General features: G+C 51.7%; 13 protein-coding genes. 6 read left to right on the top strand and 7 right to left on the bottom strand.

What is annotated here, in order from left to right; genetic code table 11:
- Positions 1-5 precede the first annotated feature (5 nt).
- Positions 6-3908, bottom strand: coding sequence for an ATP-dependent RNA helicase HrpA (gene hrpA / locus ACSEMK_RS19905; RefSeq protein ID WP_430915386.1), 3903 nt, complete (start codon positions 3906-3908; stop codon positions 6-8).
- 201 nt (positions 3909-4109) lie between these two features.
- On the opposite strand from hrpA, the gene azoR reads away from it, so the two are divergent.
- Positions 4110-4715 (top strand): FMN-dependent NADH-azoreductase, encoded by a 606-nt coding sequence (gene azoR / locus ACSEMK_RS19900; RefSeq protein ID WP_049052730.1) that lies wholly within the window; start codon positions 4110-4112, stop codon positions 4713-4715.
- Between the two features lie 47 nt (positions 4716-4762).
- On the opposite strand, the gene ACSEMK_RS19895 is transcribed toward azoR, so the two are convergent.
- Genes ACSEMK_RS19895 through ACSEMK_RS19870 form a run of 6 tightly spaced genes read right to left on the bottom strand, consistent with a single transcriptional unit; the run spans position 4763 to position 9290 of the window.
- Positions 4763-5338: a TerD family protein gene (locus ACSEMK_RS19895; RefSeq protein ID WP_213793932.1), complete on the bottom strand. Its 576-nt coding sequence runs from the start codon at positions 5336-5338 to the stop codon at positions 4763-4765.
- Positions 5339-5395: 57 nt separating this feature from the next.
- Positions 5396-5974, bottom strand: coding sequence for a TerD family protein (locus tag ACSEMK_RS19890; protein ID WP_047067806.1), 579 nt, complete (start codon positions 5972-5974; stop codon positions 5396-5398).
- A gap of 46 nt (positions 5975-6020) precedes the next feature.
- Positions 6021-7061, bottom strand: a complete 1041-nt coding sequence (locus ACSEMK_RS19885) for a TerC/Alx family metal homeostasis membrane protein (RefSeq protein WP_087859476.1) — start codon at positions 7059-7061, stop codon at positions 6021-6023.
- Between the two features lie 22 nt (positions 7062-7083).
- Positions 7084-7539, bottom strand: a complete 456-nt coding sequence (locus ACSEMK_RS19880; protein WP_087859475.1) for a tellurite resistance TerB family protein — start codon at positions 7537-7539, stop codon at positions 7084-7086.
- A 21-nt stretch (positions 7540-7560) separates the two neighbouring features.
- Positions 7561-8700, bottom strand: coding sequence for a TerD family protein (locus tag ACSEMK_RS19875; protein ID WP_308958706.1), 1140 nt, complete (start codon positions 8698-8700; stop codon positions 7561-7563).
- Positions 8700-9290 (bottom strand): TerD family protein, encoded by a 591-nt coding sequence (locus ACSEMK_RS19870; protein ID WP_395226316.1) that lies wholly within the window; start codon positions 9288-9290, stop codon positions 8700-8702. The genes ACSEMK_RS19875 and ACSEMK_RS19870 overlap by 1 nt, the downstream gene beginning before the upstream one ends.
- Before the next feature lie 286 nt (positions 9291-9576).
- Here ACSEMK_RS19870 and ACSEMK_RS19865 point away from each other — a divergent pair, with 286 nt between their 5' ends.
- Genes ACSEMK_RS19865 through ACSEMK_RS19845 form a run of 5 tightly spaced genes read left to right on the top strand, consistent with a single transcriptional unit; the run spans position 9577 to position 14577 of the window.
- Positions 9577-10662: an ATP-grasp domain-containing protein gene (locus ACSEMK_RS19865; RefSeq protein ID WP_430915384.1), complete on the top strand. Its 1086-nt coding sequence runs from the start codon at positions 9577-9579 to the stop codon at positions 10660-10662.
- The gene (locus ACSEMK_RS19860; protein ID WP_228302257.1) at positions 10659-11789 is read left to right on the top strand and encodes a phosphoribosyltransferase domain-containing protein; all 1131 of its coding nucleotides are present in this window, start codon (positions 10659-10661) and stop codon (positions 11787-11789) included. Before ACSEMK_RS19865 ends, ACSEMK_RS19860 begins: the two co-directional genes overlap by 4 nt.
- Positions 11782-12555 (top strand): hypothetical protein, encoded by a 774-nt coding sequence (locus tag ACSEMK_RS19855; RefSeq protein WP_087859471.1) that lies wholly within the window; start codon positions 11782-11784, stop codon positions 12553-12555. Before ACSEMK_RS19860 ends, ACSEMK_RS19855 begins: the two co-directional genes overlap by 8 nt.
- Position 12556: 1 nt before the next feature.
- Positions 12557-13630: a cysteine protease StiP family protein gene (locus ACSEMK_RS19850; protein WP_430915383.1), complete on the top strand. Its 1074-nt coding sequence runs from the start codon at positions 12557-12559 to the stop codon at positions 13628-13630.
- Positions 13630-14577, top strand: coding sequence for an HpcH/HpaI aldolase/citrate lyase family protein (locus ACSEMK_RS19845; RefSeq protein ID WP_113373230.1), 948 nt, complete (start codon positions 13630-13632; stop codon positions 14575-14577). The genes ACSEMK_RS19850 and ACSEMK_RS19845 overlap by 1 nt, the downstream gene beginning before the upstream one ends.
- Positions 14578-14611: the final 34 nt, after the last annotated feature.

Here is a 14611-nt window from a genome sequence, read left to right as displayed (position 1 = left end):
CCAGGCTACGGCGTAATTTGCTCCATCGCCTGCAACACGCGTTTGTCCGAGATCGGATACGGGGTACCCAACTGCTGAGCAAAGAAGCTGACGCGCAGCTCTTCGATCATCCAGCGGATCTCCTGTACGTCGTCGTCATCGCGGCGATTCGGCGGCAGCTTATTCAACCACTGCTGCCACGCCTGTTGCACGCTCTCGACTTTTAGCATCTGCGCGCGGTCACGATGCGGGTCGATTGCCAGCTTCTCAAGACGTTTTTCAATTGCCTGCAGATAACGCAGCGTATCGCCGAGGCGGCGGAAACCGTTGCCGGTAACAAAGCCGCGATAAACCAGACCCGCCATCTGCGCTTTAATATCCGACAGCCCCAGGGCCATCGTCATATCTACCCGCCCTTTCAGACGCTTATTGATGTTAAATACCGCCGTCAGGATCTGCTCGACCTGCTTCGCGATATCGACCACCGTGTCGTTCAGTTCGGCGCGCACTTTATCGTGCAGTTTACTAAAGCCCTCTTCGGTCCACACCGGGCCGCCGGCTTCATCAATAAGCTTGTCAACACCACAGGAGATGCAGTCGTCAATCAAATCCAGCACCTTGCCATAAGGGTTGAAATAGAGTCCCAGTTTGGCTTTGTTGGGCAGTTTCTCGTGCAGATACTTAATCGGCGACGGAATATTGAGCAACAGTAAACGGCGCAGACCACGCCACATCGCCTGCTGCTGTTCCTGTGGATTATCAAACAGTTTGATGGCGACGCTGTCACGCTCGTCCACCAGCGCCGGCCAGGCTTTCACCTTATAATTACCGCGCTTCTGTTCGTAACTCTCCGCCAGGGTGCCGAAACTCCAGATATGCAGCCCGCTCTGTTCAATACCATCGTCGGCCACCGCCGAGAGCGTCTCCTGAACTTTACCTTTTAGCGCGTCTTTTAAGGCCTGCAAAGAGCGCCCTTCCTGCAGTTTCTTATTTTTGTCATCCACCACCCGGAAAGTGATTTTCAGGTGATCGGGCACCTGATCCCACTGCCAGGATTCGCGGTCGATGGTCACGCCGGTCATTTTACGCAACTCACGCTCCAGCGAATCCAGCAGAGGCAACGCCAGCGGCGTCGCGCGGCCTAAAAACGCCTCGGCGTAATTAGGCGCTGGGACGAAATTACGCCGAACGGGTTTCGGCAACGATTTAATTAACGCGATGACCAGCTCGCGACGCAGGCCGGGGATCTGCCATTCAAATCCGGCTTCCTCTACCTGGTTGAGCAACGGCAGCGGAATATGAACCGTTACGCCATCGGCATCCGCACCGGGTTCAAACTGATAGCTAAGACGCAGTTTAAGATTGCCCTGATGCCAGAAATTCGGGTAGTCCAGTTTACTGACCTGCTCAGCCCCCTCTTTAATCAGCATGCTCTTTTCAAAATTGAGCAAGTCTGGCGTTTCGCGGCTGGCCTGCTTCCACCACTTATCAAAGTGGCGAGCGGAGATGACATCGTGGCTAATGCGCTGGTCGTAAAACTCGAACATCGTCTCGTCATCCACCAGGATGTCGCGACGGCGCGACTTATGCTCCAGCTCTTCGATTTCAGCGCGCAGCTTCAGGTTATCGCGGAAGAAGGCATGCCGCGTCTGCCAGTCGCCTTCTACCAGCGCGTGGCGGATGAACAGCTCACGACACAGCGCCGGGTCAATCTGGCTATAGTTCACTTTACGCGCGGCGACGATCGGCAGACCGTAGACGGTAACCTTTTCTGTCGCCATGACCGCGCCCTGCGACCGCTCCCAGTGCGGTTCGCTGTATGAACGTTTGATCAGATGCTGCGCTACCGGCTCGACCCACTCCGGCTCAATGCGGGCGGCGATGCGCCCCCACAGGCGGCTGGTCTCCACCAGTTCCGCAACCATCGTCCACTTCGGCGGTTTCTTGAATAGACCGGAGCCGGGGAAGATAGAGAACCGGGCATTACGGGCGCCGGTATACTCTTGTTTATCAGAGTCTTTCATCCCGATATGCGACAACAAACCGGTCAGCAGCGCGGTATGAATCTCCCGGTACTCCGCCGGCTCGCTGTTGATCGGCAGGCCGAGTTCTTTCACTACCTGGCGCAGTTGGGTGTAAATATCCTGCCATTCACGCACGCGTAAATAGTTGAGGAAATCCACCCGGCACTGGCGGCGGAACTGATTCGAGGAGAGCGCCTTTTGCTGTTCGCCGAGATAGTTCCACAAATTGACAAACGCAAGGAAATCAGACTCTTTATCGTGGAAACGACGATGCTTTTCATCAGACGCCTGCTGCTTGTCCATGGGGCGCTCGCGCGGATCCTGAATCGACAGCGCGGAAGTGATAATCATCGCTTCACGCACGCAGCCATGTTTCTGCGCTTCCAGCACCATCCGCGCCAGACGAGGATCCACCGGTAGCTGGCTAAGCTGGCGGCCCAGTGGGGTTAGTTTATAAGCCGTTGCCTGCTCATCGGTAGTGATGGCGCCGAGCTCTTCTAACAGACGCACGCCATCCTGGATGTTGCGCTTATCCGGCGCTTCGACAAACGGAAACGCGGCGATATCGCCCAGCCCCAGGGCGGTCATTTGCAGAATGACCGACGCCAGGTTGGTACGCAGAATTTCCGGGTCGGTAAATTCCGGCCGCGACAGGAAATCGTCTTCCGAGTAAAGACGGATGCATATACCTTCTGACACACGTCCGCAGCGGCCTTTACGCTGATTAGCAGAGGCCTGTGATACCGGCTCGATAGGCAGGCGCTGCACTTTTGTACGGTAGCTATAGCGACTGATGCGCGCGGTACCCGGATCGATAACGTATTTGATACCCGGAACCGTTAGCGAGGTTTCAGCAACGTTGGTTGCCAGGACAATACGCCGCCCGCTATGGGACTGGAAGACCCGGTTTTGCTCACTGTTTGATAAACGAGCATACAGCGGCAGCACTTCGGTATGACGCAGATTGAGCTTATTCAACGCATCTGCGGTATCGCGGATTTCCCGCTCGCCGCTCATAAAGATCAGGATATCGCCGGGGCTTTCGCGCCCCAGTTCATCGACGGCATCAAAAATCGCCTGGAGCTGATCGCGTTCGGTATCGTCCGCCTCTTCAACAATCGGACGATAACGTACTTCAACCGGGTAAGTCCGCCCGGAAACTTCGATAATCGGCGCATGATTAAAATGGCGCGAGAAACGTTCCGGGTCGATGGTTGCGGAGGTTATGATGATTTTCAGGTCCGGGCGGCGCGGCAGGAGCTCTTTCAGATAGCCCAGCAGAAAATCAATGTTCAGACTGCGCTCGTGCGCCTCATCAATAATGATGGTGTCATACTGCATCAGCAGGCGATCCTGCTGGATTTCCGCCAGCAGGATACCGTCGGTCATCAGCTTAACCATGGTGTTTTCGCTGACGTGGTCGCTGAAGCGGACTTTATAACCGATACAGCCGCCTGGCTCGCTCTGCAGCTCTTCGGCAATACGGTTAGCGACGGTTCGCGCCGCCAGTCGACGCGGCTGGGTGTGGCCAATCAGGCCTTTCAGGCCGCGCCCCAGCTCCATGCAAATTTTGGGTAACTGAGTGGTTTTGCCAGAACCGGTCTCCCCGGCGACGATCACCACCTGGTGATCGCGCACCGCTTCGAGAATCTCTTGTTTTTTCTGGCTAACCGGCAGGTTTTCCGGATAGGTGATTGCCGGACGCGCGGCTTCGCGTAGCAGGACTTTCCCTGCTGCCTGCTCTATCTCCCGCGCCATCTCGTGCAGAATGGCCTGCTGGGCATCAGGATTTTTAACCTTCTTTACGCCATGCAGGCGGCGGCCGTAGCGCGATTTATCGCGCAGCATCAGGCCATCGAGCCGTTCATAGAGCTGCGAGAAAGTGATTTTTTGTTGTTCTGTCATAGCGTTATCGGGCAGTGCTCTGCCGGAAAAATCTCTCATGAAATATTGCTGTAGATTACCACATCTGTAGAATTCATGCCTTGTTCAAAAAAATTGAACATAGAATTCGATATATTGCGCTATCTCTGCGGCATGATTGTGAATACAGTGTCATCAAGCACCAGGGCATTGACCCGTCAATCACATTAAAAGGAAACACCCATGAGCAAAGTATTAGTTCTGAAGTCCAGTATTCTTGCAGGGTACTCGCAATCCGGCCAACTGTCCGACTATTTTGTTGAACAATGGCGCGAAAAACACGCAGGCGACGTTATCACCGTGCGCGATCTGGCGGCAAACCCGATTCCGGTACTGGATGGTGAACTGGTTGGCGCGCTGCGTCCGAGCGATGCACAGTTGACTGCGCGTCAGCAGGAAGCGCTGGCACTCTCCGATGAGCTGATCGCTGAACTGAAAGCTAACGATGTGATTGTTATCGCTGCGCCGATGTACAACTTCAACATCCCGACTCAGCTGAAAAACTATTTTGACCTGGTTGCCCGCGCAGGCGTCACCTTCCGTTACACCGAGAAGGGGCCTGAAGGTCTGGTTACCGGCAAACGTGCGGTAGTGCTAACCAGCCGCGGTGGTATCCATAAAGATACGCCGACCGACCTGGTTACGCCGTATCTGTCTACCTTCCTTGGCTTCATCGGCATCACCGACGTGAACTTCGTGTTTGCAGAGGGTATTGCTTATGGTCCAGAAGTTGCGGCCAAAGCGCAGTCCGATGCCAAAGCGGCGATCGACAGCGTGGTTGCAGCCTGATAAAACAAACCTCCCGCACCAGCGGGAGGTTTTATTCTTGCCAAGAATTAAACGCTAACGCCATGTGCGGAAGCTAACGCCGCCAGACCGCCAGCGAATCCCTGACCTACCGCTTTAAATTTCCATTCAGCACCGTGACGATACAGTTCGCCAAAGATCATCGCCGTTTCCGTTGATGCATCTTCCGACAGATCAAAACGCGCGATTTCTTCACCATTGTCGTGGTTATACACGCGCATATAGCTATTCTGTACCATACCGAAGTTCTGCTTACGGGTTTCGGCGTCGTAGATGGTGACCGAGAAAACCAGTTTTTTCACCTCTGCGGCAACCTGGGAAAGCGTGATTTTGACCTGTTCATCATCGCCGTCTCCTTCACCGGTACGGTTATCACCCTGGTGCTCAACACCGCCGCAAGGGCTCTTCTTGTTATTAAAGAAGATGAAATTCGCATCCGAGAGCACCTTGCCATCCTCGCCAACCATAAAGACCGACGCGTCAAGGTCGAAGCCCTGCCCGTCAGTGACCCGAGCATCCCAACCTAACCCCACCATCGCGATATTCATCGACGGCGCTTCTTTAGTGAGTGATACGTTACCACCCTTAACCAGGGAAACAGCCATTTAAACCTCCTGTTATAAATCTACCGTATTGCCCGATTCGCAATCAGGCAGCTCGAATCACGATGCGTTGATTCCATACTGGGCACAGACGCTGGACAAGCCGCCTGCGTATCCCTGACCGACGGCACGGAACTTCCACTCGCCGTTATGGCGATAAAGTTCGCCGAAAAGCATCGCCGTTTCGCTGGAAGCGTCTTCGGTCAAATCATAGCGGGCTACTTCATGCTGCGAATCGTTGTTGACCAAACGAATAAAAGCGCCAGAAACCTGACCGAAGCTTTGGCGACGCATTTGCGCGTCGTGAATGGTCACCACAAAGATAATTTTCGCGACATTAGCGGGGATCATATCCAGTTTGACGATCAGCGATTCATCATCGCCGTCCCCTTCCCCGGTACGGTTGTCACCGGTATGAGTGACCGAGCCATCAGCCGATTTTAAGTTGTTGTAGAAGATGAAGTCGCTGTCGCTGCGCACCTTTCCTGTGTCGGATAACAGGAAGGCGGAAGCGTCAAGGTCAAAATCCTGGCCGTCGGTGGTACGAACATCCCACCCTAATCCAACCAGCACGTTTTTCATTGACGGATCGCTTTTGCTAAGAGAAACGTTACCGCCTTTTGACAGTGATACGCTCATATTAAATCCTTTTTAAAGTGAACATGAATAAGGACAGTGCAAAGAATTAACTACCTCCCGGCTGTTCCTCGTTTTTTTCCTGAAATACAAAACTAGCGACAATCCCAAGAATAAGCACCACCAGAACGACATATAGACTGGCGGTAGCCGAAATACTATAGCCATGGTGCCAGAGATGGTCGGTGGCATTCAGACCAAGTTTAAAGGCAATAAAGAAAAGTAATACGATGACCGCTTTTTCAAGATGCACTAAATAATGTTTAAGCGCCTCCAGTACGAAATAAAGCGTACGTAGGCCAAGAATGGCAAACATCATCGCGCTATAGACAATCAGCGGCTCCTGGCTTATTGCTATAATGGCCGGTACGGAATCAAAAGCGAACATCACATCAGACAGTTCAACGACCGCCACGCATAACATCAGCGGCGTTGCATATAGCGCGACGCGTTTACCAGCGCTAATAATGAGATCTTTATTCTCCGGCTTCGCCCGTTCACGGTCGACCTCTTTAGCGGTAAGTAAAAAAGCATGTCCCACCAATTTTGGCCAGATGGGGAACACACGTTTTACCAGTCGGTAAGCGATATGCTGCGAATAGTCTTCTATTTCATCGCTCTCCTCCCCGCTTTTTAACATCATGACGGCAGTCCATAGCACAATTAAGGCAAAGACTATTTCAACATACGGACCCAGTGCTAATAGACCTGTGCCGATGGCGACAAAAATAGCGCGGAAAATAATCGCGCCAATCACCCCCCAGTACAGGACGCGGTGGCGATAACGTTCCGGGATACCAAACCAGGAGAAGATCGCCATCATAACGAAAAGATTATCGACCGAAAGCACCTTTTCTAAGGCGTAACCAGTAACAAACAAACTGGCTACTTCCGCGCCGTGGTGCACCAGCAGAAATCCGGCAAAAGCCATTGCCACCACAACCCAAAATAGTGACCATAACGCCGCGCTTTTCAGCGATATCACGCTATCGTTACGATGCATCACGAGGTCGATAACGATAGCCCCGATGGCGAGAATAATAAAAACGCTCACCGTTTCAACGGGAAAACCTAAATGCGTGGAGACCATGAAATACCTTTAAATGCTGGGGTTAAAGACCAAACTCTTCAGCGTTAAAACCAAGCGCGGCGATTATCTCTCTGGTTGCCGCCTGTTCATCCGGGTCGAAATGGCCATCGCTTTTGCCCACCGCAATGCCAACTCGCACGGCCAGTTGTGCTGCTTCTGGCTGATCTTTTAAAGCCAGAATATATTTCATGGTTTCGCCTTTGCCGATTTCCATATCAAAATCGAAGCTGGATACCAATTTATTAAAAAAGTCGATCACTTCGTTGGTATCAAAAACTTTCATTTCCTCCGACGAACGAAGAAAGCCCATCATTTTCTGTTTTTCTTCGGCGCTAACACCATCGCTGGAAACGGCAATGCGAGCACATACCGCAACCGTTCCCTGCATGAATTTCTTATTTTTAAAACGCCCAACCTGTTTGACCAGTTCATCGCGGCTGGCGTTCAATGTCGATTTTACTTTATTAAATAATCCCATCGTTCCCTCACTTGGTTTTCTTTATTTAGAACCTGCTCGCCAGCGGAATCCCCAACCGAATGCGCGATCCATCTCTTTATGGCCGGTGAAATATTGATTTATACGCTCAACTTTTATGGCGCCGTTGTCATTGACTAAGCGAGCAATAGCGCACATTGTTCGACGATTATTGCCTTCGGTCAGTCGGGTTTCGATTGGCGGCTGGCCGGGGACATGTAGCGTAACTACGCCATCTGTTTTATCCCAGCTGGCAACGCCTTCATAAATAAAGGCGTAGATTAATATCTGCTGAATATTTTGCCATTCGCTGCCATTGATACAGATCCATTCGCCATCGTTAACAGCCCCCGTACGATCGTCACCCTGAAGCTGAATAAAGGGCGGTTGTTGATATCGCCCAAATGCATTACCCAATGCCTGAACTACGCTTAAATCGCCATTTTTTAATTCGACAAAAGCGCCAAGATCCAGATCAACGTTGCTGGCCCCTCCCCCTAATAATGAACCAAATAAGCCTGTGGCCGAGCTTTGGCGATGCCAATTCAGATTAACGCGTATCTCGCCATAGTCGTCTCGTTTAGCGAGGCTGATTGCCGGTTTCTCTTTAGTCAAAGTCACTTTGCTGAGGTTCACTTTCGCGGCTTCAGCAGCAGGAGGTGTAACTTCATCGGCAATATCAACACCATAGTATTCAGCGAGCGGTTTTAGTCCGCCCGTAAAACCCTGAGCGACAAAGCGAAACTTCCACTCGCCATTACGCCGGTAAAACTCGCCCAGAATCAGCGCGGCTTCATTTCGACCGTGAACATCGACCTGACAGTCAATCAGCGTATTGCCGTTATGCTCCACCGCGATCGTCAAATGGCCTAATTCACCGATAGTCCTGTTATTATCGCAGGTTGCGGTAAATGCCACCTTTTGGACGTCCGCCTGCAGCAGCCCTAATGCAACCTGAAATACAGTAACAGAATTATTAGCGCTAACCTGTATGGTATTATCATCATTCCGCGGCTGGCCGTAAAAACACATATCCGCATCGCCTCTCACTTTATTATTGGTATAGAGACGAAATGACGACACATCAACACCGCTTCCCGCGCTTATTTTGATACTAAGATTAGCTGCAGGAACCGCGCTATTTCCTCCGGGTAATAATTTCATTAGCGCACCACAATGCGTAATACGTCACTTTCCATATCTTCGATAGTGCGCCCCTGAGCAGCTTGACCATGGGCGGTAAAATCCCAACTGCCATTCTGACGGCTTAATGAAGCAATAATAATACCGGTATGAGAACCTTGCTCGGTTAGCTGGTAGCGGGCCAACTCCTGATTATTTTGATCGAGCACGCGGCAATGGGCATTCTCAACTTCGTTAAAAGTTTGGCCGCGAAAACTATTGACGGTAAAAGCCAGATACTCCACATTAGAGGAAAGTTTTTCCAGATTGACGCGAATGACTTCATCATCACCCTCACCCTCTCCAGTTAAATTATCGCCGCTATGAACGACAGCGCCACAGCGAGATTTCAGCTGTCCAAACCAAATGGTATCCAGCACGTTGCCATTCTTATTCAATAGAATGCAGCTGGCATCAAGGTCGATAGAACCGGCGCCACCGGAGAACAATCCGCCGAATAACCCTTTTTTCTTCGCCTGCAGCGGATCCCAGCCTAAACCGAAAGTCAGCTGCGATAATGCCGGAGACGCTTTGCTTAATGAAATTGTCTGATTCTTAGTAAGTGAGACCATTTATTATTCCCTATAAAATATATTTAGCAAATCAATATGCATTAAAGACTCGAAAAAAATCATATCATGATAAAGAACTGAGACAAGGCAATTTATAAAATTAGGAAAAAGAAAAATACGCCACTGATAGCAATGCATTCCCAAAATCATTAAAAAATATAAAAATATTCACTGCACAAATACTCATTCCGAAAACAAAAAAGCACCTCATATTATGATTGACATGCCATTATAGCGAACCTAGACTCCAGTTAAATTTAACGCTGGACGCGTGGAAGTAATATTAATGGAAAGAAAAATATGGATTATGGAGGGGCTCGCCTCCCAACGCGATATCATTTTCGGCATTAATGATTTCACAATCAATAATAACAAACACCCAATAACCACCTACGCTTCACATAGTCAATCACGACATGAAATATTATCAACGGCACATTTTTCATTAAGTGAACCCACAGACATCAATTCACGAATGTCATTTATTTCATCAATAACAAAGGAATATGGCATATCCGCCATTCAGGTTGGCAAAGCGTGCCGTTGGTACGAACAGCACCGACGCCAAATTGAAGCGCTAGGCGTGAGTCTCACCACGGGCGCAAGCCAGGTATCCACATTTGATATTGCCGATGACAAAGTCAGCTTTGCAAAAGCCATGCAAGCGTATGGGCTTCCCGTGGTGCCATCTATTCGAATCACTGATACCAACACGCTGGAATATCTCCTCAAAGCGTCACCTTTTCCCGGTTGCCGTTTATGTGTGAAACCCGTGACCGGTATTTATGGCATGGGGTTTTGGCTATTTGATGAGCACGCGCTTTCTACAGATATTATTAACCACCCGGAACAACGACGCATTCAGCCGGAACAGTATCTTGCCGCCGTTAAGACCAGTGAGGTGTTTACTCCACTGACCCTCATGCCCTGGTTACCCGGGCCCGAATACTCTGTCGACATGCTGCTTAGTCACGGCAAAGTACTGACAGCCATTGGTAGACGAAAAGAAGGCGCGCTGCAGTATCTGGAAAATGGAGGGCCGGCGATAGAACTTGCATGCGCCTGCGCCGAAGCACTGCACGCTGATGGCCTGGTTAACGTGCAGACCCGGAACGATACAGAAGGCAAACCACTTTTACTGGAAATAAATCTACGCCCTTCCGGTGGTATTGGTTATACCCGTCACAGCGGCGTTAATCTGCCCGGGTTGTTCGCCGCGCAGCGGCTGGATTTACTGACAGCGGATGACATCATACGGCGCGTAGCGCATCAGTTCACCCCTGCAACCATCAGAGTAATGACAGAGAGCAGGCGATACCCTCAGCAACTCAACAACGTTCTTGCTCCTTCGTACAATGCGGAGGTGAAATGATGAAACACGAAAACTGCTACCGCCGTCAGCTCTCAAGTGGCGAATTACGCGTGTTTCACCACGGCGAGGATAACGAACTTCATGCACTGTTTGACATCGCTGAACGGCGCAATCCTAAACGGGCATTTCTGTTTGTCAGTCAGGTGTTAGGTCGACATATCCCTGTTTCGCCGGCAACGATGCGCGCAGTTTACCAGCGACTAGCCGTTGGTTTCCCCGCCGACCTCGCCGGGCCGGTGTTGTTCGTCGGGATGGCTGAGACTGCCGTTGGCCTCGGCGCAGGCGTGTTTGACGAACTCCGCAAACGTGTTGACCAGGCAATCTATCTCACCTCTACGCGTCATCCGCAAGAGGCGGAACTGCTGTGCGAATTTAAAGAAGCGCATAGCCATGCCACGGACCATTTGATTTATCTCCCCGACGATCGAGAAATGCGCCGACGGGTGCTGGAAGCAAAAACTCTGGTGCTCATCGATGATGAAGCAACGACCGGTAATACCTTCATCAATCTTGTGTCCGCGTTGCACCCGCATCTGACACATTTGCAAAGGGTTGTCTCCGTGACCCTCACCGACTGGAGCGGCGATGCCTTCGCCAGGCGTTGTAACCTGCCTGTCAGCCAGGTCGCGTTAGTTAAAGGACGCTGGGAATGGCATCCACAGTCCAACGCTACGCCTCCTGAAATGCCTGCCGTCAATATTACCTCGCGTGGAGAGTATGCCCTTTCACGACGCCAGACGTGGGGGCGCCTGGGAATGATACGTCCCGCCGCTGACCTAGGCTGCGAGATCGTCGCAGCCACAGGCGAAACTATCCTGGTACTAGGCAGCGGTGAGTTTGTCTGGGAACCATTTTTGCTAGCTGAGCGTCTTGAGCAGCAAGGGGCCAGCATTAAGTTCAGCGCCACTAGTCGCTCGCCGATTGCGCCCGGCATGGCCATCCAATCGCTGCTGTCATTTAACGATAATTACGGACTGGGGATCCCAAACTTTGTCTACAACGTCGCCCACCAGCGTTTCGATCGCATTATTTTATGTATAGAGACCCCAAAGGAAAGCGTTGATCCCCATCTGGTCCACGCGCTGGAGTCGCTTTGTTCGCGACTGGAGATTTTATCTTATGAATAAGCCGGTAGTATTTTCCGATCTCGACGATACGTTATTTCAGACCAGACGAAAGATGGTCAATGAACTCTCTGCGGCCCCCTTTCGTTGCGCCGCGCTGGACCGGGAAATGCGTCCACGCAGCTATATGAACGAAGAGCAGGCCATGCTCGTCGATTGGCTGCTGGAACACGCCGAACTGATCCCCGTCACCGCCAGAGGAAGCGAAGAGTTGGCGCGGGTGCAAATCGCGTTTGACTCATGGGCTATAACCACCCACGGCGCGGTCATCATCACGCCTGAAGGGCTAGCGGATGCTGAGTGGCAACAGCATATGTTGGCTAATCTGGCGCCGTATGCTGACAAACTGACAGCCATGCAACACGACATCACTACCCAGATGGCTATTCAAGGCGTCGACGGCTGGGCGCGCATCAACAAAGAGTATGACGAAGTGCCCGTTTACCTGGTGATGAAACATCGCGACAGCACCAGAATCGCCGAACTTTACGCCTTTGCCGACTGGCTGACGCAGCGCTTCACCCTGCAGGGCTTTTATCTTCACCGCAACGGTAATAATGTTGCCTGGATACCTGAACCTGTCGATAAAGGGTTGGCCGTCGCTTGGCTAGTAAATAAATTGCAGGCCCAGCGCGGCAAATTCCCGGTGCTCGGTTTTGGCGACAGCCTTAGCGATCATCGTTTTTTGCAACTTTGCCATTGGTTTGCCATCCCCAGGCAAAGCCAGTTTGCCGCAGCCATTAATCACCATATTTTCGCAGGTTCTTAATATGCACGAGCTCCATCACTTTTCCGGCGCTTTTCCGCAAAATGACGTCCGCTTTCTACTCAGTCCGGTGAATATCGCCATGACGTCGGTTGATGAAAAAGAGGTGTTGATTCAATCGGGTAAAGCGCACTATTCCGACCTGCTCAGCCAGGAGCCCGCGCCAAGTCAGTGGCATCTTAATCTTTTTGCCAAGGCCCTGCAGCGTGAAACGCCACGTATGGCTAACGAGGTGCAGCAGCTCTGTCACACACTCATCGCGCAGTTCACTGATACGCCTATCATACTGGTGAGTTTAGTGCGCGCGGGTGTGCCGCTAGGGGTGATGCTACAGCGTGCGCTGCGTGATGCGGGTAAAACGTCCTTCCACTACGGTATTAGCATCATTCGCGATCGCGGTATTGATAGCGCCGCGCTTGACTGGATTGAACACCGTCACGGCACGCAAGGTATCGTCTTTGTCGACGGATGGACCGGGAAAGGCGCCATTCGTTCGCAGCTGCAACGTTCGCTACATGGCCGTAAAGGCTACCCCGCCGATCCCAGACTGGTGGTGTTAGCCGATCCCTGCGGCTGCGCGTGGTTGTCCGCGTCCGACGATGACTGGTTAATCCCCTTCGGAATCATGGGCGCGCCGGTATCGGGTCTGATTTCTCGCTCTTTGTGGTCGCCGGTCGGCTTTCACGGTTGTGTGCAATGCGATCATTTAGCTGATTTTGAATGCGGCCAGCTACTGGTTGATACCGTTGACAACTATCGACAGACGCTACTATCCGCCGCGCAGATTAAACCTGATTTAGCGCAGAAAGCCAGACTTCGACGCAAAAGCGAAGCTGTAGTGCTCCACCTTGCTGAACGATATGTCGTCGACAATCTTAACCGCATCAAACCAGGCATCGCAGAAGCAACGCGAGCGGTGCTTCGCAGGGTACCCGATCATGTTCTGGTGCGCGCCATTAACGATCCGGATGTTGCGCTATTGATTGCGTTAGCCCGCGATAAAGGTATTCACGTAAGCGAAGTTGGCGATGAAATCGGCCAATACCGTGCCGTCACTATTATCAAGAAGGTATTTTAATGAAAACACGTCTCTCGGCATGGAATCTGGGAGCGACCCTATACATGCCCGCCACGCGCCATGATATTGCCTCAACCATCATTGACGGCAAAATGAAAGGACTACGCTCATTAGTGATCTGTCTTGAGGATTCGGTTAGCGATAGCGATATCAACCACGCTCTGGTAAACCTCGAAAAGCTCTGTACACAGCTGGCCCATGCCAAAGCAACACAAGAGCACCGTCTCTGGCCGCTGGTATTTATTCGTCCACGACATCTAACCATGGCGAAACAACTAATCGAGAACTTTGATTTGACGGCCATTGACGGCATGGTCATACCCAAATTCACTCACCATTCACTGGCTGGCTGGTGGCGAGCGATCGGCAGCACTTCTCTGAGCATGATGCCAACGCTGGAAACCGAAGAGGTATTTGATTGCGAGAAAATGCGCCAACTTGCCGTAGAACTCAGCGCTCATCCCTGTCGAGCCCGGATAATCGCCTTGCGTATCGGTGGTAACGATCTCATGAATGTTATCTCGCTGCGTCGTTCGCGTAACCTGACGCTGTACGACGGGCCAATGGGATACGTTATCAAAATGCTGGTATCCGTTTTCTCTCCTTATCATTTCGCCCTTACCGCGCCGGTTTGCGAACATATCGATAGCCAGGAGATCATGGCGCGGGAACTGCAGCTGGATATGGCCCACGGGCTGGTCGGAAAAACAGCTATTCATCCCAATCAATTGCTGACGATTGAACGCGCGCTAATGGTCACACCCGGCGAACACGCTGATGCGCTACGGATCCTTAACTCCAGCCAGGCTGTGTTTAAATCTCAAGGGACAATGTGCGAACCGGCCACCCATCGCAACTGGGCTGCAGCCATCCTGGCCAGAGCAGCCCATTACGGTATCGTTAGCGAATTCGCCCAAGACGCTTTTGCCCAAGGGTCGATAAATTAACCGACACACTACACTATGGATAATGCGATGGCCT

The sequence above is a fragment of the Klebsiella sp. K-3 genome (assembly GCF_051207495.1).
GTDB lineage: Bacteria > Pseudomonadota > Gammaproteobacteria > Enterobacterales > Enterobacteriaceae > Klebsiella > Klebsiella aerogenes.
Note: the sequence above shows the minus strand (reverse complement) of the source record. Positions and strands in the feature narration are given on the sequence as shown.

What these genes read in the sequence shown, in the direction of transcription:
- hrpA (WP_430915386.1), bottom strand. Translation starts at nt 3,908, where the DNA reads ATGACAGAACAACAAAAAATCACTTTCTCGCAGCTCTATGAACGGCTC.
- azoR (WP_049052730.1), top strand. Translation starts at nt 4,110, where the DNA reads ATGAGCAAAGTATTAGTTCTGAAGTCCAGTATTCTTGCAGGGTACTCG.
- ACSEMK_RS19895 (WP_213793932.1), bottom strand. Translation starts at nt 5,338, where the DNA reads ATGGCTGTTTCCCTGGTTAAGGGTGGTAACGTATCACTCACTAAAGAA.
- ACSEMK_RS19890 (WP_047067806.1), bottom strand. Translation starts at nt 5,974, where the DNA reads ATGAGCGTATCACTGTCAAAAGGCGGTAACGTTTCTCTTAGCAAAAGC.
- ACSEMK_RS19885 (WP_087859476.1), bottom strand. Translation starts at nt 7,061, where the DNA reads ATGGTCTCCACGCATTTAGGTTTTCCCGTTGAAACGGTGAGCGTTTTT.
- ACSEMK_RS19880 (WP_087859475.1), bottom strand. Translation starts at nt 7,539, where the DNA reads ATGGGATTATTTAATAAAGTAAAATCGACATTGAACGCCAGCCGCGAT.
- ACSEMK_RS19875 (WP_308958706.1), bottom strand. Translation starts at nt 8,700, where the DNA reads ATGAAATTATTACCCGGAGGAAATAGCGCGGTTCCTGCAGCTAATCTT.
- ACSEMK_RS19870 (WP_395226316.1), bottom strand. Translation starts at nt 9,290, where the DNA reads ATGGTCTCACTTACTAAGAATCAGACAATTTCATTAAGCAAAGCGTCT.
- ACSEMK_RS19865 (WP_430915384.1), top strand. Translation starts at nt 9,577, where the DNA reads ATGGAAAGAAAAATATGGATTATGGAGGGGCTCGCCTCCCAACGCGAT.
- ACSEMK_RS19860 (WP_228302257.1), top strand. Translation starts at nt 10,659, where the DNA reads ATGATGAAACACGAAAACTGCTACCGCCGTCAGCTCTCAAGTGGCGAA.
- ACSEMK_RS19855 (WP_087859471.1), top strand. Translation starts at nt 11,782, where the DNA reads ATGAATAAGCCGGTAGTATTTTCCGATCTCGACGATACGTTATTTCAG.
- ACSEMK_RS19850 (WP_430915383.1), top strand. Translation starts at nt 12,557, where the DNA reads ATGCACGAGCTCCATCACTTTTCCGGCGCTTTTCCGCAAAATGACGTC.
- ACSEMK_RS19845 (WP_113373230.1), top strand. Translation starts at nt 13,630, where the DNA reads ATGAAAACACGTCTCTCGGCATGGAATCTGGGAGCGACCCTATACATG.